This window comes from Sphaerisporangium dianthi, from assembly GCF_042654065.1.
Taxonomy (GTDB): Bacteria; Actinomycetota; Actinomycetes; order Streptosporangiales; family Streptosporangiaceae; genus Sphaerisporangium; species Sphaerisporangium dianthi.
On the sequence record NZ_JBHSFP010000038.1, the window covers coordinates 24536 to 47506 of the forward strand.

A 22971-nucleotide genomic window follows, 5' to 3' on the forward strand; every position below is an offset into this window, starting at 1 on the left:
ACCCCCTTCGTTTCGTCCACCACAGACAACGGCAACGGGAGTGATCGCCTTCATGTCCGAGATCACGATGACGGGCACGCTGATGGGAGTGCGCAGGTCACCGGGCAGCGGCACCACCGAGAAGATCGTCTACATCGACGTGGAGCAGCGGCCCGGCGGCGGTCCGGCGACGCCCAGCATGGTCAGCGTCCTGGAGCAGGACGGCAGGCGGGTCGCCGGATACGTCCCCTGGATCAACTACTACGACATCGACGAGGCCGCCCGCCAGGAACCCGGGGCGTGGAGCACCGTCGAGCCGGCCGAGCACTACAGCGCCCTGGTCGAGTGGCGCCCCTACGGCATGCGCACCGGCGGGCGCGCCGCCTCACTCGAACTGGCCGGGCTGCTGGCCGACCTCGCCCAGACGCCCGCCAAGCTGCGCCGCACCGCCGCGATGGTCGGCCAGGACGCCGTGACCCGCACAGAGCCGGGCGAGTGGACGATCACCGAGGTGGCGCTGCACGTCATCGCCGCCGACTCGATCATGGCGCCGCGCGTGCTGCAGATCCTGACCCAGCCGGGGGTCACCCTGCCCGACATGGACGTGGCCGAGGTGCAGCGGGTGCTGGGCCGGGCCAGGACGCCGCTGGAAGAGCGGCTGGCGGCCTTCGAGGCCCGGCGCAAGGAGTGGATCGCCGCGCTGGACCAGATCACCGCGGAGGAACTGGAGTACGCCGGCGAGCACACCCGCGACGGCACGGTCACCATCCTCGACATCTGCCGCGCCATGTCCCAGCACGAACTGGAGCACAAGAAGCAGACCGAGTCGATCGCCACCGCCCTCGGCTACACCCTCGGCTGATGGCGCGGCACACCCGCGCCGGGCTGGGCAGGCCGTACCAGGTGTTCCTGGCGGCCCAGTCGGTCTCCAACCTGGGCTCTGCCGTGTCACTGGTGCTGATCCCCCTGCTGGTGCTGCGGCTCACCGGCTCCCCGCTCCACCTGGGGATCACGATGGCCGTGGAGTTCCTGCCCTACCCGCTGTTCGGGCTGGTCATCGGCGCCTACGTGGACCGGCTGTCCCGCCGCCAGGTCATGATCGCCGCGGACGCGGGGCGCACGGTGCTCATCGCCTCCATCCCCGTCCTGGCGCATCTGGGGGCGCTGGAGGTGTGGTGGATCTACCTGACCGGGTTCGCCGTCTCGACGCTGACGATCGCCTTCAACGCCGCTGAGTTCGCGGTCATGCCGTCGCTGGTGGGACGCGACCGGCTCGACACGGCCAACGCCCGGCTCTCGGCCGCCTACTCGGCCGTGGGCGTCCTCGGCCCGGCGCTGGCGGGCGCGTCCTTGACGGTCATGCCGGTGGGCACCGCGCTGCTGCTGGACGCCGCGTCGTTCGCCTTCTCCGCCTGCTGCCTGGCGGGGCTGCGCCGCTCGCTGCCCGGGCGGGTCGCCGGCGGCGGCGGGGGCGAGCCGGTGCGCCGGGCCATCGCCGAGGGTGTGCGGTTCGTGTTCGGACACCCGGTGCTGCGCGCCTGCGCGATCATGCTGGCGCTCACCAACCTGCTGGTGGGGGCGACGGCGGAGAAGCAGATCGTGTCGCTGGCCAAGCAGCACTACCTGGCCGCCGACAGCGCCGTCAGCTGGCTGTTCGTCGCGGCCGGTGCGGGCACCGCGCTGTTCTCGCTGCTGAGCGACCGGCTGAGCCGGCGCCTGAGCGCCGGGCAGGCGATCTTGATCCCGTTCTTCGGCGGCGCGGTGTGCATGTTCTGCATCGGGATGGTGGAGTCCTTCCCGGCGGTCGTACTGCTGTGGGCGCTCGGGTCGGGACTCGGCATGTTCTTCGTGGTCAACCTGCGCACGCTGCGGCAGCGGCTGGCGCCGGAGGCGATGCTGGCCCGGGTGGTCACCGTCAGCCAGGTGCTGTCATGGACGCCCGTGCCGCTCGGGGCGGTGCTCGGCGGTTGGGTGACCGCCCGCGTGGGGGACGCCGCGCCGGTGTTCGCCGGGCTCGGCGTCATCCAGCTCGCCGTCGCCGCCGCCTTCCTGGCGAGCCCGCTGCGCCGCGCCGGCGCCTACCTCGGCGCCGCGGAAGGGCGGCCGCCGGCCACGGCCGCCGCGCGCGCCGCGCCCGTGCCGGCCGAGTCCGGCGTCTGACACCAGGGGTTCCAGACCGCCGGCGTGCCCGGCGCGAGGAGGGACGATGGAGATCACCGAGTTTCGCGGCATCAGGATCGGCCTGGTCGACGCGGCCGAGGCCCTCGGCGGCGACTGGCGGGCCTACCGCGGGCGCCTGGACGTGGTGCGGGTGCCCGACCCGCCCGTGGGCCACTGGCCGCTGCTGCGCGAGGCCGGGTTCTTGCCCAAGCCGTTCCTGGTGACCTGGGTCGCGGGCACGGGCGCCGGCGAGGAGGAGTTCCTCGCCCGCCTGTCGGCCAAGGAACGCCAGAACATCAGGACGGCGCGCCGCCGCGCCGCCGCCGAGGGACTCACCGTGCGCACCCTTCCGGTGGACGGGCGACTGCTGGAGGCGTTCCTGCCCCTGTACGCCGCGCGCGTCGCCGGGATGCGGCACGGCTGGGCGGTGGCCGCCGAGCAGAAGGAGACGCTCATGCGCGCGGCGGGGGAGCACTTCGCGGTGTGCGCCTACGACCGCGGGGAACTGGCGGGCTGCTGCCTGGCCTGGGAGCGGCCGCATCTTTCCGCCGTCCACCTGCGGTTCTCGGCCGTCGACCCCCGCCGCAGGGAGTCCAGCCTCGCCCGGGTGCTGTACCTCGCTGCCGCCCAGGCGGCCAGGGAACGCGGCTACCCGACGATCACCCTGGGGATGGACCCGAACATCTACGGTCACGTCGCCAAGCCCGGGCTGTTCGGGTTCAAGTGGCGGCTCGGCTTCACCGGCGTCCCGTCCCAGAGTGTCGACCCCGAGACGGGCGCCGACCACGCCGACCTGCTGCTCGACCTCGACCGGCTGTCCGACCCGTCGTTCTTCCTCGCCTATGCCGGCCCTCGCCCGGGCCGTGACCTGCGCCTTGAGGTGTTCAGCCGGGGCGGGCACGTCGACACCCGCCCCTTCGAGGCGCCCTTCGTCCGCGGCCGGACGATCCACCTCGTGCCGGAGGAGGTCGCCGTGGCCCGATGAGACGGCCCGAGGACCGGACACGCGCGGACGCCCGGACCTGTGGACGGCGGGCGGGGGACGTGCGCGGGCGGGGGACAGGCGGGGCGGGACAGAGAAAAACGATGCCCCCGTGGCCACCCGTGAGGGTGGCTCGGAGGCATCGGCCGGTAGGTCAGGCGCTCTTGCGCCGTTGTGCCCGAAGGATCGCCAGTCGCTCGTTGAGCACTTCTTCGAGGTCTTCGATCGTGCGGCGCTCGAGTAGCATGTCCCAGTGAGTGCGCGGTGGCTTGGCCTTCTTCTGCTGCGGCTGCTCGGCGTCCACCCTTAGGGCGGTGGCACCGCAACTGCGACACTCCCAGGTCGCCGGGATCTCCGCCTCCGCGGCAAGGGGCACGTCGAAGCGATGACCCTTCGGGCAGGTGTAAGGCACCTCCTGGCGCGGGGCCAGATCGGTGTTGCGGTCGTTCTCGTAGCTGGTGGCTCCGAGACGGGTACCGCGAAGTGCACGCTCGCCCATGTTTCAATGCCTCCTGAGGGCCCCATCTTGAGGGGTGGGTCTCCACGGCTTACAACGCTTGATACCGTGGATGGATTCCCACCCTGAGGGTGATCCAATCGCGCCATTTCGCACAGCCCTCGATATCCGCCGATCTTCCGTGCCCCGCCGGCCGGGCCGGCGGGGCGCCCGGCCGGCGAAGCGCTAGATGTGCGAAGGCACCTGGTTTCCGGCCTCCCTGATGGTCCGGGGAAGGTTCACCGCCAGGAGCAGCGCGAACCCGGCCACGAAGAACACCAGCAGCGACAGGATCGCCACGCGGTAGCTGCCGGTGAGCTGCAGCGCCAGGGTCAGCGTGAACGAGCCGAGCAGGGCCGAGCCCTTGTCGCTGATCTCGAAAAGGCTGAAATACTCAGCCTCCTTGCCCGGGGGGATCACCAGCGAGTACAGCGACCGCGAGAGGGCCTGGGTGCCGCCGAGCACGATCGCGATGAGCAGCGCGATGGCGAAGAACTGCGGGGCCGCGCCCTTCGGCAGGAAGTACGACACCGCGACGACGCCCGTCCAGACCACCAGGCTGGCCAGCACCGTGCGCTTGGTGCCGTACCGCGAGGCCAGCCGCCCGAGCAGAAGGGCGCCGCCGAAGGCGAAGAACTGCACCGCCAGGATCGCACTGATCTGCACCGTCTTGCTCAGCCCGAGTTCCTGGTCGGCGTAGGTCGCCGAGAACGAGATCACCGTCTGGACGCCGTCGTTGTAGATCAGGTAGGCCAGGAGGAAGAGCAGGCTGCGCGGGTAGCGGCGCAGTTCGGCGATGGTGCGGCCGAGCTGGCGGAAGCTGCCGGTGACGGCCCGGAGAGGTGTGGCGTCGTGGCCGTCCACCGGGCGGTTGCGCAGGCGCAGCAGCGGGATCACCGTGAACACCGCCCACCACAGGCCCGCCGAGGCCAGGCTGATGCGCACGGCCAGGCCCTCCTCGATGCCGCTGCCCAGGTAGAGCGCCAGGTTGATCGCCAGCAGGACGAAACCGCCGAGGTAGCCGAAGGCCCACCCGCGCGAGGAGACCGCGTCGCGCTCCTCGGCCCCGGCGATCTGCGGCAGGAACGAGTTGTAGATCACCATGGCGGCGCCGAAGGAGGCGTTGGCGACGATGAACAGCACGCCGCCGAGCAGGTAGGCGTCGCCGGCGACGAAGTAGAACCCGAGGGTGGCCGCGGCGCCGAGGTAGGCGAACAGGGTGAGCAGTTCCCGCTTGCGTCCGGTGTGGTCGGCCAGGGCGCCCGCGACCGGCATGATCAGGATCTGCAGCACCACCGAAGCCGTCACCACCGCGGAGAAGTACGCCTCGGCGCGGACGTCGAACCCCAGGAAGCCGACGAAGCCGTCAGGGCCGGCGGCCCGCCTGGCCAGCGACGTGAGATAGGGGCCCAGGAAGACCGTGATGACCGTCGACTGGAACCCCGAGTTGGCGAAGTCGTACCAGTACCAGCCTCTTTGCTCCCGCTTGCGCATCTCTGGGGGGTCTTCGGCGACGACGGAGGTGCTCATCGGGTCTCCTGATGGGGTCACAGGGAAATCGGGGGGCGATAGCGGCGGAGAGGAAGCGGCTGGAGCGGGTCAGGCGTGCGCGGCGGGCTGCCGGGGGTGCCACTGGCCCCGGGCACGCAACACGTCGCGCAGCCCGGAGATGTTGTCGGTCATGATGCCGTCGACGCCGATGTCGAGCAGGTGCTCCATGACGCGCGGCTCGTCGACGGTCCACACGTGCACCTGCATGCCGAGGGCATGGGCCGTGCGCACCAGCGCCCGGGTGGTGACCCGCATCCCGCGGAACCCGACGGGCACCTGCGCGCAGGGGACGCCCTCCCGGGCCAGCCCGCCGAGCAGGCGGCCGTACCCCGAGCCCATGGCGGCGGCCCGCAGCCGGGCGACCCCGCGCGGGCCGAGCGCCGAGCAGATCGGGCGGCCGACGGCCATGCGGGCCCGGGCCAGGCGCATGTCGGAGAAGGAGGTCAGGCACACCCGGTCGTAGGCGTTGGTGCGGCGGATCGCCTCGGCCAGCGGGCCGATCGCCGAGGCCTCCTTGACGTCGATGTTGACCCGCACGTCCGGCCAGGTGCCGAGCACGTCCACGAGCAGCGGGATCTCCTCCACGCCGCCGATGAGGGCCCTGCGCACCTCGCGGTAGGGCAGGGCGGCGACCCGGCCGTGGCGGTCGGTCACCCGATCGAGGGTGTGGTCGTGGAAGGCCAGCAGCACCCCGTCGGCCGTGGCGTGGGCATCGGTCTCCAGGTAGGAGTACCCCATCTCGACGGCGCGGGCGAAGGCGGCCATGGTGTTCTCCCGGCCTTCGGCGGCTCCGCCCCGGTGGGCGAAGGCGAGCGGTCCGGGATGGTCCAGGAACGGGAAGCGGCGTTGCACGACGAGGAGTATCCCCTGTGTAAGGCTGTCACGTCAGCCTACCCGGGTGAACATTCGGGCACGAACCGCGCCCAACCTCCATCGCTCGGCGTCTGGCTGGTCGTCAAAGGATTCACCCCAAGGCCCGTCGAGGGCGCCGGTCGCCTCAGTCCGTGAGGTCGGCGTCGGCGTCCGCCGCCTCGGAGGGGTCGGCGGCGGCCCATTCCTGGCGGCGGGCCTCGGCCAGGACGATCGCGGCGGCCACCCCGACGTTGAACGAGCCGACCCGGCCGACCTGGGGGATGTAGAGGACCTCGTCGGCCGCCTCCAGGAGCGCGGGGGAGCAGCCGTGGTCCTCGCTGCCCAGCACCAGGCACACGTCGCGGTCGAGCCTCGCCCGGTGCAGCGGCACCGCGTCGCCGGTCAGCTCGACGGCGATCACGGTGTAGCCGTCCTCCTTGGCCGCGCGCACCGCCTCCAGAACCGGGACGGGGTCGTGCCAGGTGACCAGCCTGTCGGTGCCGAGCGCGGTCTTCTGCACCTTGAGGTTGGTGGGCGGGACGGCGTTGCCGGCCAGCCACAGCTGCTCGGCGCCGAACGCGGCGGCGGTGCGGAAGATCGAGCCGACGTTGAACGGGCCCGTCACCGACTCCAGGATCAGCGACAGCCGGTTCGCGGTGCCCCGGCGCCAGACGCGGTTGAGCCGCTTGACTTCGGTGGGGCGCAGCTGCCTGCGGGTGCCTGTGCTCATCGGGCGTTCAACGCTCCTTGTCGTCTGTGGCCGGGCCACCTTCGGAAACCTCGTCCGCGGACGCCCGCGCGGCGACCCGCAGCACGCGGTAGGCCGACCGGGAGGCCGCGCGCGTCGTCTCCCAGCCCCGCTCGCCGAGCCACCGCTGCAGGGAGTCGGAGCCGAGGTGCTTCTGCACCACCAGATACGCCGCGCCGTCGGGGGTGAGCCGGTCGAGCCAGCGGGTGAGCATCGCGTGCAACGCGGGCTTGCCGATGCGGATGGCCGGGTTGGACCAGATCAGCGAGAACCGGACCCGCGGCGGGACCTCGTCCACGTGCACCGCTCTTACTTTGTAAAGGCCGCTGCTCTTGGCGTTGCGCTCACACAGCTCCAGAGCCCGCCGGTTGACGTCCACCGCCCACACCGTCGCCTCGGGCGCCCGGGACGCCATGGTGAGCGCCACCGGCCCGTACCCGCAGCCGAGGTCGAGCAGGTCGCCCTCATGAGGCGGCGGCGGCACGCTCTCGAGCAGCACGCGGGTGCCCGGGTCGAGCCGGCCGGGGGAGAAGACCCCGCTGTCGGTGGCCAGGCGCAGGTGCAGATCGGGCAGCACGACGTCGACCATGCCCGGCCTGGCCGCCGCGCCGGGCCGCTCGTCGAAGTAATGTGCCCCCTTGGACGTCACGTGCAGAGACGTTACCAACCGCGCGGCGGTGCTCGTGATCCGGCGGCGCGCCCCGCCTCGTCAGGGCAGGCGCGTGCCGAGGAGCATGGCGGCCCCGGCCACCAGCAGTCCGGCGAGGACGCCGGCCACGGTGAACCACTGGCCGACCTCCTGGTGCACGACGCGGTAGCCCAGCGAGCTGCCGATCTGGCTGTAGACCTCGCGCAGCTCGTCCCCCGACTCGGCGGTGTAGGCGCGCCCGCTGGTGCCGTCCGCCAGCGACTGCAGCGTGGTCTTGTTGACCGGAACCTGCACGTCGCGCCCGTCGATGCTGACCGTGCCGTCCGGAGTGCCGTAGGCGATGGTGGAGACCGGCACGTGCAGGCCCGCCGCCGCCTGGACGGCCTCGTTGACCGAGCGGCCCGAGGTGTTGTCGCCGTCCGACAGCAGCACGATGGCCGAGGGCGGCGGGTCGGTCACCGCCCGCTGGTCGAACGACCGCACGGAGTCCAGCGAGTTGAACACCGCCTCGCCGATCGCGGTGCCGGGACGGGTGGACAGGTTGCCGATCGCGGTGATCACCGCCAGGTGGTCGGTGGTCGGCGAGATGACCACCGCGGCCGAGCGGGCGAAGGAGACCAGGCCCACGTTGAAGCGCTCGGGCAGGTCCTTGACGAACTGCTGGGCCGCCTGCTGGGCCGCCACCAGGCGGGTCGGGGAGACGTCGGCGGCCTCCATCGACAGTGAGATGTCCACCGCGATGATGATCGTCGCGCGGTCCCTGGGCACGCGCGTGGCGTCGGCGGGGCGGGCGGCGGCCGTGATCAGCAGGGCCATCATCAGCAGGAACAGCGCCGCGGGCACATGGCGCCGCCACCCGGGCCGCTCGGGGGCGACCAGGCTGAGCAGCGCCAGGTTGGTGAACCGCATGGCGTACCGGCGGCGGGCGAACTGCGTGTAGACGTACGCCGCCACGACAAGGGCGAGCGCCGCGAACAGCCACAGCCATCCGGGAGACAGAAAGATCACGCGCCCGCCCTCCTGGTGGGGTGCCGCCCGGCGAGGTGGGCGGTACGCCGGTGCCTGAGGGTGTACTGGACGATGTCGTACACCCAGTCGCGGTCGGTGCGCAGGACGAGGTGGCCGACCCCGCAGCGGCGTAGCGCCACCTGGTTGGCCGCCCGCTGCGCCGCCGCCGCCTCGGCGTACGCGCGACGGATCTTGGGGGTGAGGTGGATCTCTCGCATCCGCCCCGTCTCGGGGTCGGTCAGGGCCACCAGCCCCACGTCGGGGAGCTCGAGCTCGCGCGGGTCCAGCACCTCCACGGCGAGCACCTGGTGGCGGGCGGCCAGGCGGCGCATCGGCCGCTCCCAGTCGCGCTCGGTCTCGGGATCGCCGTCGCGGCCAAGGTCGAGGAAGTCGGAGACGACCACCCGCAGGCCCCGCTTGCGCCGTGCCTTGCCCAGCAGGTCGATGGCCTCGGCCAGGGGAGTGGGACCGGAGACGGGGGCCCCGCGCGGGGCGTCCAGCAGGCTCTGCAGCAGCGCGTACATGGCCGGGCGGCCGGTGCGCGCCGGCATGCGGTGGATCTGGTCGCCGTGGATGACATAGGCGCCGAATCGGTCGCCGATGCGGCTGGTCAGAAAGCCGATGGCGCCCACCGTGGCGACGACCAGGTCGCGTTTCTCCATCTCGGCGGTGCCGAAGTCCATGCTGGGGGACAGATCGGCCAGCACCCAGGTCTCCAGCTCGCGGTCGGCGACCAGGTCGCGGACGTGCGGGACGGTCGTGCGGGCGGTGACCGACCAGTCCATGCGGCGCACGTCGTCCTCGCCGGGCACGTACACCCTGCTGTCGCCGGGCTCGCTGCCAGGGCCGGGCAGCAGGCCCTGGTGCTGCCCGTGCAGCAGGCCGTCCAGGCGGCGCACCACGGTGAGCTCAAGGCGCCTCAGGGCGTGCTCGGGGCTCGCCGCGTGCCCGGGTGCCGGTTGCCCGGCGCCCGCCGCGGGAGCCTGCGGGCCGCTCATCGCTGTGCCTGGTTCCACACGACGAGCGGAGGCGGCACGGCGGCAAGGATCTGGCGCACCACATCCTCGGGCTCGACGCCGTCGGCCAGCGCGTCGAAGGTCAGCATCAGGCGGTGGCCCATGACGTCGACGGCGACGTCGCGCACGTCGTCGGGCAGCAGGTAGTCGCGGCCGCGCAGCAGCGCCAGCCCGCGCCCGGCCGCCACCAGGCCGAGCGTGGCGCGCGGGCTCACCCCGATCTCGATGGCCTCCTCAAGCTCGCGCAGCCCGTACTCGGCGGGGGAGCGGGTGGCCATGACCAGGCGCACGACATAGTCGGCGACGAGCTGGTGCACCGAGACCTGGTCGGCGAGCTTCTGCAGCGCCATCAGCCGGTCCGGGTCGAGCACCCGGGAGGGCAGCGGCGGCGAGACGCTCATGCGGTGCAGGATCTCCAGCTCCTCGCTGGCGGTCGGATGGGCAACGGCCACCTTGAACAGGAACCGGTCGCGCTGAACCTCCGGCAGCGGATAGACCCCCTCGGACTCGATGGGGTTCTGGGTGGCCAGCACGATGAACGGCCGGGGCAGCGGGTGGGTGCGCCCCGCCAGGGTGACCTGCCGCTCGGCCATGACCTCCAGCAGCGCCGACTGCACCTTGGCCGGCGCCCGGTTGACCTCGTCGGCGAGCAGGAAGTTGACGAACACCGGGCCGAGCTCCACGTCGAAGCTCTCACTCGAAGGGTGGTACACCCTGGTGCCGACGATGTCGCTCGGCACCAGGTCAGGGGTGAACTGGATGCGCGCGAACGTGCCGCCCACCACGGTCGCCAAGGTGGAGGCGGCCAGGGTCTTGGCGACACCGGGCACTCCCTCCAGCAGGCAGTGACCGCGTGCGAGCAACGCCACCAGCAGCCGTTCGATCATGTGGTCCTGGCCGACGATCACACGCCGGACCTCGGCGAGGGACTGCTGGAGGAGACGGAGGTCCGCGTCGGCACCTTCGTCCGGCCCGGGCCCGTCACTGCGCTCTTCGGCAACGGTCATGCGGCCATTCCATCAAACACGACGCAAAGGTGCACGGCACCGTCGCGGTGAGCCGGGTGTCGTGGTGTGCTTTCATGGCTGCGTGGCCACTCCGCTCCAGTACGGTGACCCGCCCCGGCTGGGTTCGTACGTCGTGCAGGCGCGACTCCAGTCGCTCGCCACGGGGTTCGTCTACCTGGCGCAGGACGGCGAGGGGCGCGCCGTGTCCGTCGCGCTGCTCACCAGCGGCGCCGCGCTGGACGCGGCGGCCCGCGAGCGGTTCCTGGCGGCGATCCGGCAGGCGGCGCCCGCGCGCGGCGGGGTGCGCGGATGGATGGCGCGTGCGCGCGGCCGTGGGCCCCTTGGCGCGCCGCAGGTCATCGCGATGGACGACGGCCCCACGCCATGGGTGGCGGTGCCCTACACGCCCGGCGGTGTCGGCGCGGCATGGTTCCTGCGGTCGGTGCTGGTCAGCGGCACGCTGATCGGCGAGACCCACGGGCCCGACTTCGTCCCCTACTGGCTCGGCGACCGGTCGCCGGCGGTCCCGGCGCCGCCCCCTCCCGCGCCGCCCGCGACCGAGACCAGGCGCGCGGTGCTGGTGGCGCTTTCGACCCTGGTGGTGCTGCTCGTGCTGACCGGGGCCATCGCGTGGCTGCTGCTCGGCCGCGACGACGACACCGCGCCGCCCACGCGCCCGCTGCCGCCGACGATGTTCGTGCCGACGCCGCCGCCCCTGCCCTCGCCCAACGACACCCTCAAGCCGTCGCCGACCCCCTCCCCGGGAAACAGCGGCACCGTCTCCCCCCGCCCGACCCTGCCCGACGACAGCGGCGAGCCCATCTGAGCGTGTTCATGACGCTCGCTGTGTTCATGGCGCTCGCTCCGCTCACGCGGCGTGCAGCCGCCCTTTGAGCCGGCGTCCTTCGCTCGTCAGGCTGAAGCGCTCGTTCCTCACACTTCACCCTTCCTCCTGACACCGGCGCGGCCCCACGCGCACACTCGCGCGGCGGGGATCGCACGGGAGGGCATGGGGTGAGGGGTCAGTGGCGAGGGGCGCGGACGGCGGGGGCGGCCAGGGCGACGAACAGGGCGAGCAGGGCCGGGATGGCGAGCGCGCGCGGCAGGTCCAGCAGTTCGGAGGCGGCGCCGATCAGCACCGGGCCGGTCAGGAACCCCAGGTATCCGAGGCTCGCCACCCGGGCCAGGGCCTGCCCGGCGCGGGCCGGGTCGCGGTTGCCGGCCGCGGAGAACACCTGGGGGACTATGCACGACAGACCCGCCCCGAAGCAGCCGAACCCGATCACCCCGGCCAGCGGATGGCCGATGAGCAGCGCCGAAGCCAGCCCGGCGCCGGCCAGCGTCCCGCAGCAGCGCACCAGCGCGACCGGGCCGAACCGGGCCGCCAGGCGGTCGCCGGCCAGGCGGCCGGCGGTCATCGCGATCGAGAAGGCGGCGTAGGCGGCGGCGGCGAAGCCGGGCGAGCTGCCGAGGTCCTCGCGCAGGTAGACCGAGCCCCAGTCGGCCGAGGCGCCCTCGCCGATCATGCAGCAGAAGCCGAGCAGACCGAGCAGCAGCACCCCGCCGAGCCTTCCGCCGGGCCCGCTCTCGCCGGTGTCCGGGCCGGCCCCGGGCGGGGCGTCCGCCGCGCTCTGTGGTCGCGGCCGGGTGCCGGGCCGTGGCGCGCCGCCCGGCAGGCGGCGCGCGGTCAGGACGGCCAGCGCGGTGAGCAGGACGCCGACGGCGGCGAAGGCGGCCGCCGGGCCGATCCCCGCGTGCGCGGACAGGCCGCCGAGCGCGGCGCCGAGGAACCCGCCGATGCTGAACACGGCGTGGAAGGACGACATCAGCGGCCGTTCCCACTGCCGCTCGACCTCCACGGCGCACGCGTTCATCGCCACGTCCAGCATGCCGTGGACGGCGCCGAACAGGGCGAGCGAGGCGGCCAGCGACGCCAGGGAGGGCATGAGGGCGGGCAACGGCAGGACGGCGGCCTGGGCGAAGGCCAGCGGCACCGTGACGCGGGCGCCGCCGAACCGGTCGACCAGCCGCCCGACGACCTGCATCCCGGCGAGCGCGCCCGCCGCGATGGCCAGCAGGGCGAGGCTGAGCTGCCCGTCGCCGAGCCCCAGGCCTTCCTTGAGCGCGGGGATGCGCGAGGTCCACACGCCGATGGCCATGCCGGGGATGAGGAAGGCGAGGCGCACTCCGAGGCGGGATCGGCGCAGGGCGGCGTCGCGGCCGAGGGTGAGCGTCATGCGGCGACGCGCACGATGACGCCGGCCGCGCTGAACGCCTCGTGCTGGTCGCGCGGGATGCCCTCGTCGGTGACCAGCACGTCGATCTTGCCGGGCGGGCAGACGGCGGCGAAGGCCGTCTGGCGGAACTTCGCGGCGTCGGCGGCGACGACCACCCGGCGGGAGGAGGCGATGGCGGCCTGCTTGACCGCGACGTCCTCCAGGTCGTGGGCGGTGATGCCGTGCTCGGCGGAGATCCCGCAGCAGCCGATGACCGCGGTGTCGAAGCGCAGGGAGGCGATGGTGTTCACGGTGAGCGGCCCGGCGATGTTCAGCTCGCCGTGCCGCACCTCTCCGCCGGGCAGCACCAGCCGGACGCGGGGGGCGTCGCTCAGCGACTGGATCGCCTGCACCGACAGCGGCAGGACGGTCAGCCGGCGGTCGTGGATCTCGCGGGCGACCGCCAGCGTGGTGGTGCCGCCGTCCAGCACGACCGCCTCGCCGTCGGCGAGCAGGGCGGCGACCTCGGCGGCGATGCGGCGCTTGGCCTCCGCCGCCTCGTGCTCGCGCACGCCGAAGGGCGGCTCCTCGCCGCGCAGCAGCAGGCTCTGGGCGCCGCCGCGGACGCGGCGCACGACGCCCTGCTGAGCGAGTTCGTCCAGGTCGCGGCGGATGGTCATCTCCGACACGCCGTGCCGTGCCGCCAGTTCGGCGACCGACACGCTGTCGGCGGTCATCAGGGCGTCCATGATCGCCCGCAATCGATCCATTTGTTCATATGAACATCTTTGGTGTTTGTTTGGCAAATCATGGAGACTGGGGGAGTGCGTGCGAGCCGGCTGATCGCCCTTCTGCTGCTTCTCCAGGCGCGCGGCCGCATGACGGCCGCGGAGCTGTCGGAGGAGCTCGAGGTCTCCGTGCGCACCGTGTACCGCGACGTGGAGGCGCTGTCGTCGGCGGGCGTCCCGGTCTACGCCGACCGGGGCCCGGCGGGCGGCTACCGGCTGCTGGACGGCTACCGCACCCGGCTGAACGGCCTGACGGCCGAGGAGGCGTCGTCGCTGTTCCTGGCCGGGCTGCCCGGCCCGGCCGCGGAGCTGGGCCTGGCCGAGGTGGCCGCCGCCGCCGAGCTCAAGCTGCTGGCCGCACTGCCGCCCGAGCCGCGCTCGCAGGCCTCGCGCATGCGCGAGCGGTTCCTGCTCGACGTCCCCGGCTGGTACCGCGACGCCGACGACGCGCCTCACCTGGGGAAGGTCGCCGACGCGGTGTGGGAGGGGCGCAAACTGCGCATGGTCTACCGCCGCTGGGGGCCCGCCGACGTCGTGCGGCAGGTCAGCCCGTACGGCCTGGTGCTCAAGGGCGGCTCGTGGTACATGGTCGCGGCGCCCGACGAGGCGGTGGCGCGCACCTATCGCGTCTCGCGCATCGTGTCGCTGGAGTCGCTTCCCGACCTCTTCACCCGCCCGGAGGGCTTCGACCTCGGCGCGTACTGGCAGACCTACACGGCCGGGTTCCGCGACCGGATGTACACCGCCGAAGCGACCGTGCGGCTGGCGCCCGGCTGCGAGGAACTGCTGTGCCACACGCTCGGAGCGCGGCCGGTCAACGCCGCGCTCGCGGAGGCGGGGCCTCCCGGCGACGACGGCTGGACGGTGCTGCGGCTGCCCGTGGAATCGATCCGTCACGCTCGCTGGCTGCTGCTGCGCATGGGCGCGGATCTCGAGGTGCTCGGGCCGCCGGAGCTGCGCGAGCTCATGGCCGCCACGGTGTCGCGCCTCTCGGCCATGTACGGCGCCGTCGCCGCCCGCGACGACCCCGGCGAGATCATCCCGTCGGCGCCACGCTGAGGGTGACGTCGTGGGAGGGGAAGGCCGGCCGGGGCACCGACTTGGGAGAGACGACCACGACCGGGCACGGGGCGCTCATGATGCACGCTGAGAGCACCGCGGTCGCGGCGACCGGCATGCCCGGTTCGGGGTCGCGGATGCCGAGCACCAGCATCTCGGCCCCCTCGCACTGGGTGAGCAGCACCTGGGCCGGCGGCCCGTGCGTCACGATCGGCTCCAGATAGGGCGCCACGCGGGCGACGACGCGCCGGGTCTGCTCCCTGGCCGCCGCGTACTCCTCGTCGTGGGAACGCCAGGTGCCCATCGGCGCGTACGACGCGCGGTGCTGCCCCGACCACTGCCAGGCGTGCACCGGCTGGATCGTCGCCCCCCGGAGCCGGGCCTCGCCGATCGCCCAGCGCAGGGCGGCCGTAGCGGCGGGGGAGTGGCTCACGCCCACGACGATGCGTGGCCGAGTCGAGTTGTGCGTCACGGGGACCTCCTCCCCATCGATCATCGCGCGAAGGAGGTGACGGGCCGCCAAAGTTCCGGGAAAATGCTCACTAAATGTCACAATACTCGCACGCATCGTCACTGATCGTCGCGTGGCGATCACTCATCCGACATCGATCACTCGTCCGGCGTCGCCCCGGCGATGCCAAGCGCCGCGCGCGGCCCACCGCCTGATCTACATTGTAAAGGCGGTGGACCATTTCAGATCATGATCCGATCAGCCGGTGCGCACCCGGGCCCCTCTCACCGAGAGCGTCCTCAGGATTGGCCAGAGCGCAGACATCGATCGACAGGCAGCCGCAGCCGATGCAGTCGGCGAGGCGGTCGCGCAGCTTCTCCAGTTGCTGGATGCGGGTGTTGAGATCATCGCGCCAGCACTGGGACACCCGGGCCCAGTCTTCGCGCGTCGGGGTGCGCTCCTCGGGAAGCAGGCCGAGAACCTCCCGGATCATGGCGAGCGGGATGCCGACGCGCTGGGACGCCCGGATGAAGGCGACCCGGCGCAGGGTGTCACGGCTGTAGCGTCGCTGGTTGCCGGCCGTGCGGTTGCTGCGGATCAGGCCTTGCCTCTCGTAGAAGCGCAGGGCCGACGCCGGCACCCCGCTGCGCTCGGACAGTTCCCCGACCGTCAGTTTCGTCGCCTGCCAGGAGACTCGTGTCATGACGCCAAGGTTAGCCGGACCTGAACAATGGTTCAGGTCTGGGCGGCGGCCGGACGGCGGGCGCCGCGGACCGGTCATCGACGCGGTGACGGTCTTCTCTCCCAAGGCCGGTCAACGGTCGTCTTACCGGCGGAGAGGGTGTCATCCAGGGCGATGAGGCCGGAGGCGGGCCTCGCCAAAGGCGCGCGGTCATGGTCCCGGTCAAGATCCTCGGCCAGGGCGTGCCGTTCGAAGGGCCTCCTCAGGAGGCGGAGAGCGCGGCGCGGGCCTCGTCGGCGGTGGAGTACGTGGAGAAGGCGTCGGCCACGCCGGTGAGGCGGAAGGTGCGCTGGACGCGCGCGTTCAGCCCCGCGAGCGCGACGTTCCCCTCGCGCGCGGCCAGGGCCCGCCGGGCGCCGAGGAACACGCTGATGCCGGTGGAGTCGCAGAAGGCCAGGCCGGTGACATCGATGATCAGATGCCGGCACTGATCGGCGTAGGCTCCTTCCAGCGCCTTCTGCAGGAGCGGGGCGCTGCCGTGGTCCAGTTCCCCCGTCAGGACCAGCGTGCGCACCGGAGAGATCGGGCCGTCGGCGCATCCGCCTTCGACATGCACGGTGAAGTTCATGGGCGACCTATTCGCGGGGCGAGCACTGGACCGGCGGGGACGGCTGGACAGGGTGGTGGGGGCGGGCGCGCGGTGCGGTCACCGGGACCGGCCCGCGATCTAACAACTGATGCTCCACATCGGTGACGATATGCGAAGCGGCCACGCCTGCCCACAGATAAGCCATGCTTGATCGGCAGGTCGGGGGGTGACCCCTGGGCCGGCGGCGGCGGTCAGGCCCGCGGCGCGTCGCCGATCGCCTGGCGCAGCACCACGGCCGAACCGTGGGCGTCCCTGGTGATGCGCACTTCGTCGCACAGCTGGCGCATGAGCCACAGGCCGCGGCCGCGCAGCGTCGTCACGCCTGGATTGCCGGCGTCGGCGTGGGCGGGCACGAGCTCGCCGAGGCGGTCGTGCACGGCCACGACGACGGAGTGGTCGTCGTGCCACGCCTGGACGTGCCCCTCGCCGCGGGCGTGGTCGAGGACGTTGGCGGCGGCCTCGTTCATCGCCAGCACCAGATCTTGCAGGCGGACCCCGGAGAGACCGGCCTTGGCGGCATAGTCGCGCACCTGCCCCCGCAGAGTGCTGAGATCATCGGTGATCGGCCACTGCGCGGACGCATGCCCCCTGCGATCCACCGGCACCCTCCTGCCACGCCGCCAGTCGTCCACCTGTCAGAACTCCGTCACCGGCTTGACCATAACGCCTGCACGTCCTGGTTCGCGCACCGGCCACTCTTCCATTGACGGCGACATGGCGTGCGCACAACGGGTCGATGTGGGCGATTTGCCATGCAATGCTGCGGTTCGGGAGCTACCACCTGCTACCCGATATGCGTCCTGCTAACGGAAAGGCGGCCCCGTCGTCATCGCCGGGGGCCTCGCCGGCGCGGCGAGGCCCCCCGCGCGTGTCCGGCGCTACGAGGTCGTGCAGACGGTTCCGTTGAGGGTGAAGACGGCGGGCAGGACGTTGGGGCCGCTGTAGTTGCCGACGAAGCCGACCGTCGCCGTGGCCCCGGTGGCCAGCGACCCGTTGGAGGGTTCGTTGACGACCTTGACGTCCGAGCCGTCCTGCGTCCACACGGCGCCCCAGCCGCCGCCCAGGCTCTGCCATGCTCTCGGCCAGGCGAAGTTCAGCGTCCAGCCGCTGATCGGCGCGCCGTTGTTGGTGATCTCGATGGCGCCGACGTAGCCGCTGGCCCAGTCGTTCTGGTTGGTCAGGCGCACCGTGCAGGAGCTGGAGGCGGGCGTGCCGGTGGTGAACGTGAGCGGCGGGGAGGCCCATGAGACGCCGCCTCCGCCGTCTCTGGCGATCACGTTGACGGTGTAGCGCGTGCCCGGCTTGAGGTTGCCGACGGTGTAGGAGGTGCCGGCGGTCTCGCCGAGCTGCTCGCTGGTGACTCCGTTCTGGCGGTGGACCTCGTACTTCACGATCGGGCGCGCACCGGCGGAGGCGGCCGGCCAGGTGATCGTGGCCGTGGTGTCGGTCACGGTGGAGGCCGCCGGCCGTCCGGGGACGCCCGGCAGCCCGGCCGGGGAGGAGGCGGGGTGCAGGACGATCGTGGTCATCGACAGCGGCGGCAGCGTCCGGCCGGTCGCGCTTCCGCCGGTCGAGCCGGTGATGTCCGTGGCGCCGTTGGTGTGGGTCAGCACGGCGGGCGCGCCGGCGGCCGGGGTGAAGCCGGCGTAGCCGATCGTGACGGGGAAGGCGGTGTCGGGGGAGGTGTTGAGCAGCAGCACCGCCAGGTCGCCGTTGGGGCGGCGGGCGGCGTGCGCGACGACGTTCGCCTGGCCGGTGGCGGCCCGCACGAACTGGTCGCCGGGACGGGCGAACGCGCTCAGCATCCGCAGCGCGAAGTACGGCGCGAAAGGCGTGTTCAGCGGCGGCTCGCAGACGTCGCCTCCGGAGGTGCACGTCGCGCTCGACAGCAGGCCGAAGTCGCCGTAGTCGGTCTGGCCGGCGACCTGCGTGACGGTGCCGATGGAGTTGTGGGTGTTCCACCAGTCGACCGTGAACACCCCGTTCTCCAGCAGCGTCGCGTAGGTGTCGGCGGCGGCCACCGCGCCGGGCTGGGTGGTGGTGCCGGTGCTGCTGCTGCCGGTGTTGAACTCGGTCATCGCGATGCCGATGCGTTCGGAACCGGCCCCCGCGTACGTGGCGATCTGCCGCCGGGTGAGGTCGATCATGTCGGGGATCTGGCCGGCCCGGTCCAGGGCGCCGGGGTACCAGTGCAGGATCACGAAGTCGATCTTCGGTCCGGCGGCCGACAGGACGACCTTGTTCCAGGTGCCGTCGTCGCCGGCGGCGACCAGCCCGTCGGGCCAGTTGGCGGGGGTGGTCAGCACTGCGCCGATCTTGATGGACGGGTCGGCCGCCTTCATCGCGTCGGCGTAGGCGACGACGTGGCGCGCGTACTCGGCCGGGCTCTTGTCGGCGTGGTCGTCGGCCTCCCACGCGCTGCCGTAGTGGCCGTTGCCGTAGTTCTCGTTGCCGATCTCCCAGAATTCGACGCCGTAGCCCTTGGTGATGTTGGCGTGGCGCACCCAGGCCGCGGCCTCCTCGGCGGTGCCGGTGCCGTAGTTGGCGGTCACCATCGCCTGCGCCCCGGTGCGCCGCACACCGCGCATGAAGGTGTCGAAGTCGGTGTTCGGCGCCACGTAGCCGCCCGGCGCGGTGTGGTCGGCCCAGTGGTAGATGTCGGAGTAGGAGCCGCCGGGATAGCGCAGCAGCTTCACGCCCGCGTCCTTGAGCCGGTCGGCGGTCTCGTCCGTGCCCAGGTTGGTGTCCCAGATCGCGTGGTTGGCGCCGATGCCTGTCTCGGGCACGGTGGCGAGCGCGGCGCGGGCGTTGACGGTCACCGCGACCGGGGCGGGCTCGTCGGCGTGCGCGGCGGGCACGTTCAGGCCGGCCAGCGTCAGCACGGCGACGGATGTTAGCGCTAACAGGGCTTTCCGCATCGGCACCCCTCGTGATGGACGGTGTCACGCCCCCTATGGGAGGCACCATGATCCTGGGAGGTGACGGCCGCGCCGTCAACGGGCGGTGAAACTTTCACTCCGGAGGGTCACCTGATGGCCGTCGTCCTCGTGCCGCCGAACGTCCTCCCCTCAGGCCCGCCCTCACCGGCGCACTGGCGTACATACCTGCGCGAGCCCGGCGATATCTTTCTCCGTATGCTGTACGGTACAACGTACGGAGAAACGACCGAGGAGGGTGAAGTGGGGTCCACAGGACACGCGATCTTCGCCGAAGGACTGCGGAAGCGGTACGGCGGCACCGAGGCCCTCGCCGGCTTCGACCTGGCGGTGCCGGAAGGCACGGTGTGCGGGCTGCTCGGGCCCAACGGCGCGGGCAAGACCACGGCGGTCCGCATCCTGACCACGCTGCTGCGGCCCGACGGGGGACGGGCGGAGGTGGCGGGCTTCGACGTGGTGCGCCAAGCCGAGAGGGCCCGCTACCGCATCGGGCTCGTCGGGCAGAACGCCGCCCTGGACGAGGTGCTGAGCGGCCGGCAGAACCTGGTGATGTTCGGCCGGCTGTACCACCTCGGCACGGCGCGGGCCCGCCGCCGTGCCGACGAGCTGCTCGAACGGTTCGGCCTGGCCGACACCGGCGACAAGCCGGTCAGGCTGTACTCGGGAGGCATGCGCCGCCGGCTCGACCTGGCGGCGAGCCTCATCCTCACCCCGCCGGTCCTGTTCCTGGACGAACCGACCACCGGGCTGGACCCGCGGGGGCGGGGAGAGGTGTGGAAGGCGGTCGCCTCGCTGGTCGCCGGAGGGACCACGGTGCTGCTCACCACCCAGTACCTGGAGGAGGCCGACCGGCTGGCCGCCCAGATCTGCGTCCTCCAGGCCGGCCGGGTGATCGCCGAAGGCGCCCCGGAGGAGCTGAAGTCGCTCATCGGCGGCGACCGCGTCGAGCTCGTGGTGCGCGAGGCAGCCGACATGGGCGCCGCGGCCTCGATCGCCGAGCGGGTGGCGGGGGCGCGCCCGGAGTGCGATCACGACCGGCGGCGCGTGAGCGTGCCGGTGCGGGACCGGATGGCCGCCCTGACGGCCGTGATGCGGGCCCTGGACGAGGAGGGGGTGCCGGTCGAGGACATCGCCCTGCGCCGTCCCACCCTCGACGAGGTGTTCCTCCACCTCACCGGCCACCGCGCCGGCGCGACGGACAAGACGGAAGAGGTGGCGGCGTGACGACGACCACGACGGCGTTCCGCGACCCGGCCGGGCGCCGCGGCGCGACCGCGGAGCCGGTGCGGGAGGTGGCGGCGTGACGGCCATCGACTCGGTGGCGGCGCCGCCTCGCACGGCGGCGAGCCGGCTGCGGTGGGCTCTGGCCGACGGCTGGACCATCACCCACCGCGACCTGTCGCACCGGGCCCGGCGGCCCGCCCAGGTCGTCGTTGAGCTGATGTTCCCGGTCATGGTCGTGCTGATGTTCGCCTACCTGTTCGGCGGCGGCATGGCCATCCCGGGCGGAGGGGACTACCGGGAGTTCCTCATGCCGGGCATGTTCGCCATGACCATGGTCTTCGGCGTCGAGGCCACGTTCACCGCGGTCAGCGCCGACGCCGCCAAGGGCGTCACCGACCGGTTCCGCTCCCTGCCCATGGCCCCGTCGGCGGTGGTGAGCGGGCGCTGCGCCGCGGACATGCTGAACTCGGCGCTCGGGCTGGCCGTCATGATCGTGTGCGGGCTGGCGGTCGGCTGGCGGTGGAACCACGGCCTCGGCCCGGCCCTGGCGGCCGTCGGCCTGCTGTTGCTGCTGCGGTTCGCCCTGCTGTGGGCGGGGGTCTACATGGGGCTCGCGATCAAGAATCCCGAGGCCGTGATGGCCGTGCAGATCCTGGTGTGGCCGCTCGGGTTCCTGTCCAACACCTTCGCCTCGCCCGCCACGATGCCGGGCTGGCTCGGCGCGGTCGCCGAATGGAACCCCATGTCGGCGACGGTCTCGGCGACCCGTGAGCTGTTTGGCAACCCCGGCTGGGGCGGTGACTCCTGGGCGGCGCAGCACGCGCCCTTCCTGGCGCTGGCCTGGCCGCTGCTGCTCCTGGCGATCTTCTTCCCCCTGTCGGTCCGCCGGTACAGGACGCTCGACCGCTGACGCCCCCGCCGCCTCGCTCCGCTTTGCCGCGGCCGAACGGGCGGGTCCGCCCGAGGGCCGCACCCCGCACAGCGAGGCGCGTTCTCGCTGTGCAGGGTGGTGGCGGCCAGGTGACGGAGATCCACGGCCACCTTGTGTGGGGCGCCCGCCGGGTACGCGACACCGGTGGCACGGCCGCGATCACGCCGCACGTGTACGGCGCGGACCGCGAGGAGAGGATCCGGCCGAGGCCGGATGCGATTTCCCGAGGTCGATGCCCGTCAGCCGGCCGGGTCGTACTGGAACGCGCGGACCTCCTGCGCGCATCGGCACGCGACCGCCATCTTCGCGCCCCACTCCAGGGCCGCCTCGCGGGACGGCAGCTCCAGCACCGTGTAGCCGCCTTCGAGCTGCCGCGTCTGCGGGTATGTGCCCTCGGTCACGGTCCCGTCCCCGTCCACCATGACGGGCGGGACGCTCTCGTCGATGCCACCGCCGAACACCCAGACGCCGGCGTCCTTCGCCTCCTGCACCACAGCGTGCGCCGCATCCGCGACCGCCTGCAGGTCCTCGCGGGGAAAGACCATGGCGCCACTCGGGAACGAGATCAGGTACTTCGTCATCGCGTCGGCTCCTTCTTCGCGCTTCAGAGATCACGACCATCCTCGCGGACGCCGGCGCGCCGCGCATGAGATTGACCGCTCTTTTTCGAACAGTTCGATCGGCTCCGGGCTGAAGATCGAGATCGTGGCGTGACGGCCGCCGGGGCTGCGATGCGAGGATGCGGAGATGATCAGTTTTGCTTCATATGACGGGACCGTGCTCGTCTGTCATGAGCGAGGAGAAGGGCCGGCGCTGGTGTGCCTGCCGGGCGGGCCGGGGCGGTCCTCGGGATACTTGGGAGACCTCGGCGGCCTGGCGGCTCGGCGCCGGCTCTTCCTGCTGGACAATCGAGGAACCGGCGCGTCCGCGGCGCCACTTGATCCGGACACCTATGCGATGGACCGCATGGTCGAGGATGTCGAGGCGCTGCGTGTGCGCCTGGGGTTCGAGCGGATGGACCTGCTCGCGCATTCGGCGGCCGGAGGGCCGGCGTTGCTGTACGCGGCCCGGTACCCCGAACGGGTAGGGCACCTGGTGCTGGTCACACCGATCGTGCACCCCGTGGGGATCGAGATCACCGAGGAGCAGTGGTGCGCCCAGATCGAGCGCCGAGCCGATGAGAGCTGGTACGAGAGCAGGCTGCCGGACCTGAAGGCGTGGGACGCGGGCGATGAGAGCCGGCGCCTGAGGGCGCAGCCGTTCTTCTACAGTCCTTGGAACGAGGCCGCAGAAGCGCACGCCACACGGTTCGCCGAACGCTCGGCCGAGGCGGCGAAGCGCTTCCACAGCGACATGCCCGCTGCCGAGAGGACCCGGGCGAGTCTGGCGAAGGTCACCTCGCCGGTCCTGGTGATCGCGGGGGAGCGGGATCCAGGACCATTGCCCGCGCACGCGGCCGAGCTGGCCGGGATCTTCCCGCGCGGGACCAGCATCGTGCTGCCCGGGGCTCACTACCCCTGGGTCACCGCTCCGAGGACCTTCGCCGAGGCGGTCGAGGGATTCCTCGGCAGGTAGCCGGCCGTCCGT

General features: G+C 72.3%; 24 protein-coding genes. 8 read left to right on the forward strand and 16 right to left on the reverse strand.

The annotated features are described in order from the left end of the window. Positions 1-52 precede the first annotated feature (52 nt). From ACFO60_RS34975 to ACFO60_RS34985, 3 genes are read left to right on the forward strand one after another with little or no spacing between them, the layout of a single operon-like run. Positions 53-841, forward strand: a complete 789-nt coding sequence (locus ACFO60_RS34975; protein ID WP_380849630.1) for a DinB family protein — start codon at positions 53-55, stop codon at positions 839-841. Further along, positions 841-2139, forward strand: coding sequence for an MFS transporter (locus ACFO60_RS34980; protein WP_380849633.1), 1299 nt, complete (start codon positions 841-843; stop codon positions 2137-2139). Before ACFO60_RS34975 ends, ACFO60_RS34980 begins: the two co-directional genes overlap by 1 nt. A 46-nt stretch (positions 2140-2185) precedes the next feature. Beyond that, positions 2186-3124: a GNAT family N-acetyltransferase gene (locus tag ACFO60_RS34985; protein ID WP_380849636.1), complete on the forward strand. Its 939-nt coding sequence runs from the start codon at positions 2186-2188 to the stop codon at positions 3122-3124. Between the two features lie 151 nt (positions 3125-3275). On the opposite strand, the gene ACFO60_RS34990 is transcribed toward ACFO60_RS34985, so the two are convergent. The 8 genes from ACFO60_RS34990 to ACFO60_RS35025 form a co-directional block, all read right to left on the reverse strand. Next, entirely contained in the window at positions 3276-3620 is a 345-nt protein-coding gene (locus ACFO60_RS34990; RefSeq protein ID WP_184981820.1) for an RNA polymerase-binding protein RbpA, read from the reverse strand. A gap of 183 nt (positions 3621-3803) precedes the next feature. Next, positions 3804-5147: an MFS transporter gene (locus ACFO60_RS34995; protein ID WP_380849639.1), complete on the reverse strand. Its 1344-nt coding sequence runs from the start codon at positions 5145-5147 to the stop codon at positions 3804-3806. Positions 5148-5216: 69 nt separating this feature from the next. Then, positions 5217-6020: a glycerophosphodiester phosphodiesterase family protein gene (locus ACFO60_RS35000; RefSeq protein WP_380849642.1), complete on the reverse strand. Its 804-nt coding sequence runs from the start codon at positions 6018-6020 to the stop codon at positions 5217-5219. Between the two features lie 145 nt (positions 6021-6165). Next, complete coding sequence (locus ACFO60_RS35005; protein ID WP_380849645.1) at positions 6166-6750, reverse strand: TrmH family RNA methyltransferase; 585 nt, start codon at positions 6748-6750, stop codon at positions 6166-6168. A gap of 7 nt (positions 6751-6757) precedes the next feature. After that, on the reverse strand, positions 6758-7357 hold the full coding sequence (locus tag ACFO60_RS35010; protein ID WP_380849771.1) for a class I SAM-dependent methyltransferase: 600 nt from the start codon (positions 7355-7357) through the stop codon (positions 6758-6760). Between the two features lie 120 nt (positions 7358-7477). Beyond that, the gene (locus tag ACFO60_RS35015) at positions 7478-8425 is read right to left on the reverse strand and encodes a VWA domain-containing protein (RefSeq protein ID WP_380849648.1); all 948 of its coding nucleotides are present in this window, start codon (positions 8423-8425) and stop codon (positions 7478-7480) included. Next, positions 8422-9423 (reverse strand): DUF58 domain-containing protein, encoded by a 1002-nt coding sequence (locus ACFO60_RS35020; RefSeq protein WP_380849774.1) that lies wholly within the window; start codon positions 9421-9423, stop codon positions 8422-8424. Before ACFO60_RS35020 ends, ACFO60_RS35015 begins: the two co-directional genes overlap by 4 nt. Further along, on the reverse strand, positions 9420-10448 hold the full coding sequence (locus tag ACFO60_RS35025; RefSeq protein ID WP_380849651.1) for an AAA family ATPase: 1029 nt from the start codon (positions 10446-10448) through the stop codon (positions 9420-9422). Before ACFO60_RS35025 ends, ACFO60_RS35020 begins: the two co-directional genes overlap by 4 nt. 82 nt (positions 10449-10530) lie before the next feature. Between ACFO60_RS35025 and ACFO60_RS35030 the strand changes: the two genes are divergently transcribed. Then, entirely contained in the window at positions 10531-11274 is a 744-nt protein-coding gene (locus ACFO60_RS35030; protein ID WP_380849654.1) for a hypothetical protein, read from the forward strand. Between the two features lie 196 nt (positions 11275-11470). On the opposite strand, the gene ACFO60_RS35035 is transcribed toward ACFO60_RS35030, so the two are convergent. Together ACFO60_RS35035 and ACFO60_RS35040 are read right to left on the reverse strand one after the other, a co-directional pair. Further along, positions 11471-12685, reverse strand: a complete 1215-nt coding sequence (locus ACFO60_RS35035) for an MFS transporter (protein WP_380849657.1) — start codon at positions 12683-12685, stop codon at positions 11471-11473. Then, positions 12682-13434 (reverse strand): DeoR/GlpR family DNA-binding transcription regulator, encoded by a 753-nt coding sequence (locus tag ACFO60_RS35040; RefSeq protein ID WP_380849659.1) that lies wholly within the window; start codon positions 13432-13434, stop codon positions 12682-12684. The genes ACFO60_RS35035 and ACFO60_RS35040 overlap by 4 nt, the downstream gene beginning before the upstream one ends. Positions 13435-13488: 54 nt before the next feature. On the opposite strand from ACFO60_RS35040, the gene ACFO60_RS35045 reads away from it, so the two are divergent. Then, the gene (locus tag ACFO60_RS35045) at positions 13489-14511 is read left to right on the forward strand and encodes a helix-turn-helix transcriptional regulator (protein WP_380849661.1); all 1023 of its coding nucleotides are present in this window, start codon (positions 13489-13491) and stop codon (positions 14509-14511) included. Here ACFO60_RS35045 and ACFO60_RS35050 read toward each other — a convergent pair. The 5 genes from ACFO60_RS35050 to ACFO60_RS35070 all read right to left on the reverse strand — a co-directional run bounded on the left by ACFO60_RS35050 (position 14489) and on the right by ACFO60_RS35070 (position 19175). Then, positions 14489-15079, reverse strand: coding sequence for a universal stress protein (locus ACFO60_RS35050; protein ID WP_380849777.1), 591 nt, complete (start codon positions 15077-15079; stop codon positions 14489-14491). The genes ACFO60_RS35045 and ACFO60_RS35050 overlap by 23 nt on opposite strands. Positions 15080-15209: 130 nt before the next feature. Beyond that, positions 15210-15665, reverse strand: a complete 456-nt coding sequence (gene soxR / locus ACFO60_RS35055) for a redox-sensitive transcriptional activator SoxR (RefSeq protein WP_380849662.1) — start codon at positions 15663-15665, stop codon at positions 15210-15212. Between the two features lie 241 nt (positions 15666-15906). Then, on the reverse strand, positions 15907-16272 hold the full coding sequence (locus ACFO60_RS35060; RefSeq protein ID WP_380849664.1) for an STAS domain-containing protein: 366 nt from the start codon (positions 16270-16272) through the stop codon (positions 15907-15909). A 212-nt stretch (positions 16273-16484) separates the two neighbouring features. Then, complete coding sequence (locus ACFO60_RS35065) at positions 16485-16892, reverse strand: ATP-binding protein (protein ID WP_380849666.1); 408 nt, start codon at positions 16890-16892, stop codon at positions 16485-16487. 279 nt (positions 16893-17171) lie between these two features. After that, entirely contained in the window at positions 17172-19175 is a 2004-nt protein-coding gene (locus tag ACFO60_RS35070; protein WP_380849668.1) for a cellulose binding domain-containing protein, read from the reverse strand. Positions 19176-19472: 297 nt separating this feature from the next. Here ACFO60_RS35070 and ACFO60_RS35075 point away from each other — a divergent pair, with 297 nt between their 5' ends. Beyond that, a complete protein-coding gene (locus ACFO60_RS35075; protein WP_380849670.1) occupies positions 19473-20453 on the forward strand; it encodes an ATP-binding cassette domain-containing protein in 981 nt (326 codons plus the stop codon). Positions 20454-20529: 76 nt separating this feature from the next. After that, a complete protein-coding gene (locus ACFO60_RS35080) occupies positions 20530-21363 on the forward strand; it encodes an ABC transporter permease (RefSeq protein ID WP_380849673.1) in 834 nt (277 codons plus the stop codon). A gap of 260 nt (positions 21364-21623) precedes the next feature. Here ACFO60_RS35080 and ACFO60_RS35085 read toward each other — a convergent pair whose 3' ends face one another. Continuing rightward, positions 21624-21965: a YciI family protein gene (locus ACFO60_RS35085; protein WP_380849676.1), complete on the reverse strand. Its 342-nt coding sequence runs from the start codon at positions 21963-21965 to the stop codon at positions 21624-21626. Between the two features lie 166 nt (positions 21966-22131). Here ACFO60_RS35085 and ACFO60_RS35090 point away from each other — a divergent pair, with 166 nt between their 5' ends. After that, a complete protein-coding gene (locus ACFO60_RS35090; protein WP_380849679.1) occupies positions 22132-22959 on the forward strand; it encodes an alpha/beta fold hydrolase in 828 nt (275 codons plus the stop codon). Positions 22960-22971: the final 12 nt, after the last annotated feature.